The organism is Bradyrhizobium sp. UNPF46, assembly GCF_006658625.1.
GTDB classification, from domain to species: domain Bacteria; phylum Pseudomonadota; class Alphaproteobacteria; order Rhizobiales; family Xanthobacteraceae; genus Bradyrhizobium; species Bradyrhizobium nitroreducens.
In genome coordinates this window covers 1-2,672 of sequence record NZ_LFJB01000028.1, presented here as the reverse complement: position 1 = coordinate 2,672, position 2,672 = coordinate 1, and the positions used below count along the sequence as shown (strand labels likewise).

At 54.9% G+C, this 2,672-nt stretch carries 2 protein-coding genes; both read right to left on the bottom strand.

The annotated features are described in order from the left end of the window. Positions 1–112 precede the first annotated feature (112 nt). Positions 113–1,021 (bottom strand): hypothetical protein, encoded by a 909-nt coding sequence (locus tag UNPF46_RS13255; protein WP_142250303.1) that lies wholly within the window; start codon positions 1,019–1,021, stop codon positions 113–115. Positions 1,022–1,023: 2 nt separating this feature from the next. After that, positions 1,024–2,043, bottom strand: coding sequence for a hypothetical protein (locus UNPF46_RS13250; protein ID WP_142250302.1), 1,020 nt, complete (start codon positions 2,041–2,043; stop codon positions 1,024–1,026). Positions 2,044–2,672: the final 629 nt, after the last annotated feature.

Genomic DNA, 2,672 nt, shown 5'->3' with positions numbered 1-2,672 from the left:
CGAGCGGATCATGAAGCTGTCGTAGGTATATTCGGCAACCTGCCACCACAGATATTCGTCGGAGCGGTAGGCCTGCATCGCGTCGAACTGAACATCGATCACCACCAATTGCTTACGGTGAAAGCGTCTCGAAGTCGAACCCCGCCCGCCCCCTCCTGCAACTGACGAAAGGAACGCTGAACTCGCCCGACTTTTCGGGCACGGTATACTCGCCTTCATCAGGCGAGGATAGCCTCCCAGAGGGCGCCTCTTGAAACTGCGCCCAGACCTTGAGGCGAGATTTCGCGGCGCAATCTCCTTTGATTTTGACTTGAAAATCGGAGAAGGTACCGCAGCCTGGAAGCTCTACTAGGGTCGCAGTAACTTTCCCCTTGCAATCGGCCACCACGCGCCCAATCTTGGCCGATTGGTGAGCGGCTTTCGTATTTGACGTAGCAGCAGCCCCCCGCTCGATTTCGGCAAACTTGCTTGGCGGCGGCACGTTTCGCCAAGAGCGTCTCAGGATTTCCTCGCATTCGGCCTGGCTTCCTCCCACCTTCTCGTAGAAGAATTTGCCGGACTTTTTCTGTCGGGCCGAACAACTTCGGCGGACATACTCTGGGGAGCCGGGCTTCACCTCCCTTGGATCGTTCTCAGGAGCAAAACAATATCCATAAGGACAGATTTCACCTCGGGAAGAACTCTCTGGCGGGACAGTCTGTTGAGAGGCGGGGGGAACAGCGCGCGGAGAATCGAGACCGTCCTCCTTTCGATCCTTCATTTTAGCGATGGCGAGCGCATCTTCGTAGGGGATGCAACCAGCAGGTCCGCCCAGTGATGGATCTGCTGTGTTCGTGATCAATCTTGAACAAAAGAACACCCGCTTCTCGCGCTGACATTCGCGAAGCGTAGGATAAAGCTTGACCCTCTCGCTCTCCCGCACCCAAGAATTATCGGAATACTGTACACACCGATCAGCGCGGGCATCGACGACAGAGAACAACAGCGAAGCCAGCAGACAAAGAATGGCTGATGAACGCATGCTTATCCCTTCTCGCAGTATCCATGGAAAGTGGCCTGCGACCGTCCCAACGCGGTGTGAGATCGTCGGAACGTCCAGCACTCGGAGGGCTTCAGGTTAAACTGGTAGATTAAGGTGTCCCGGACAACGCGAAGATAAACTTGAACCTCGTCCCCGCGAATATACGCCCTGCATGCACCTTGTGAGCTTCCTGTGAACCGATCAACAAGCAAACGGTAATCATCAGTAGGGCATTCAACTTCTTGAGGACCCAACTGCAGTCGCACAAGATCACGCTCGATACGAAAAGTTACGTCATCAACATTGTCAATGACCTCCGGCACACCACACACTTCAAAATTATCGTCATCACATGCTGCTCGGAGCACTAAATCATATTCCATCTTGACAACCACAGAAGCCGACGTCCTCGGCGCTGCAATTCCCGGCGTGCTCTGCTCACCGCCTCGCGCGGGGATCGAGTCTGGAGAGGATGTCGAATTGTCGCGCGAAGAGAGGAATCCAATAAACACAACGAGGGCGATACAGCCTGAGCAAAAGATCATCAGGTGACGTCGTTTGTCGGACATTTGAAGTCGGCCCGAGTCCGACGCAAGAGGAGATCGGGAAGCTGCTGAAGCATCGCGCGATCCTTCGCGCGCTGTATCGTCGTCAATCTGGGAAATCTTCGTCTGGCGAACGAGCCGCTGCAATTCGTACTCCAGCGCGATCTGAGCCATGTCGACTGCAATATTCACTTTATTGTCTGCGATAGATGCGGCGGTCTCGCTACTCACAACGTCCACTATGCCTTCCGCGATAGGATCAGAACTTGCTTGGCGCGACACCGCAGGCAACTCCATCCCCCTATTGACTGAGGAGGTTGCGTCCGGCTTAAAAATTACATAACCAAAAGCTCCTAACGCCGTTACCAGGGCGGCGATGACGAGGATTGGGCTGATAGCGCCTAGTACAGCGCCTCCGACTGCGACAACTGGGGCACCGAGCGCCCACATCAGCGCCAATCGGTAGTCAGTTCTCATCTTCCAAATGCCCCCTATGCCTGCATCACGCCTACTGCGCCGCCATAAGCACGCCCAATGACTGTCGAGATGAGAGCCGCTATTTCACCGGTTTGAGACTTCTGGAAGCTCATCGGCGCGACACTTCTTTGGCCAAAGCCTAGCAGCTCACAATATCCTTCAGCTCGCCGCAAGAGTTCGGGAATTGGCAGCAAGTGATGACGGTGCACTGCGTCGGCTCGTCTGCTTCCATTTGCTAGGAGCCAACAATAACCACCTTCCGCAATGCGCCCTGGACCCGCCGGGAGTGAAAATCTCACGGCCCTCCGACGAATTGAACTCCGAGGTTAGTATTTCGGATAACGCGATTATTGAAGTTGATACTGTTTTGCCGGACGTGTCAAACTGCATCGCAGGCCATGACTCGGTCATTGATAGCCGTGAACGCGCGATGATCGTTTACCCGCTTGACTGTCTCAACTGTCGATATTGGCAGCGTCCGCTATAGTCTGGGCAACATGCTGTCGACACGTGCATTCGCATGGATTGTTTGCTTGTAGTCAGCCATCGCGATCGCACTGCGGCAAAGAAAAAGCCCGGCCTCCACGGAGGCCGGGCTTTCCGGTCTTGCGACTTTAGGATGAGGCGAT

What these genes read in the sequence shown, in the direction of transcription:
- UNPF46_RS13255 (WP_142250303.1), bottom strand. Translation starts at nt 1,021, where the DNA reads ATGCGTTCATCAGCCATTCTTTGTCTGCTGGCTTCGCTGTTGTTCTCT.
- UNPF46_RS13250 (WP_142250302.1), bottom strand. Translation starts at nt 2,043, where the DNA reads ATGAGAACTGACTACCGATTGGCGCTGATGTGGGCGCTCGGTGCCCCA.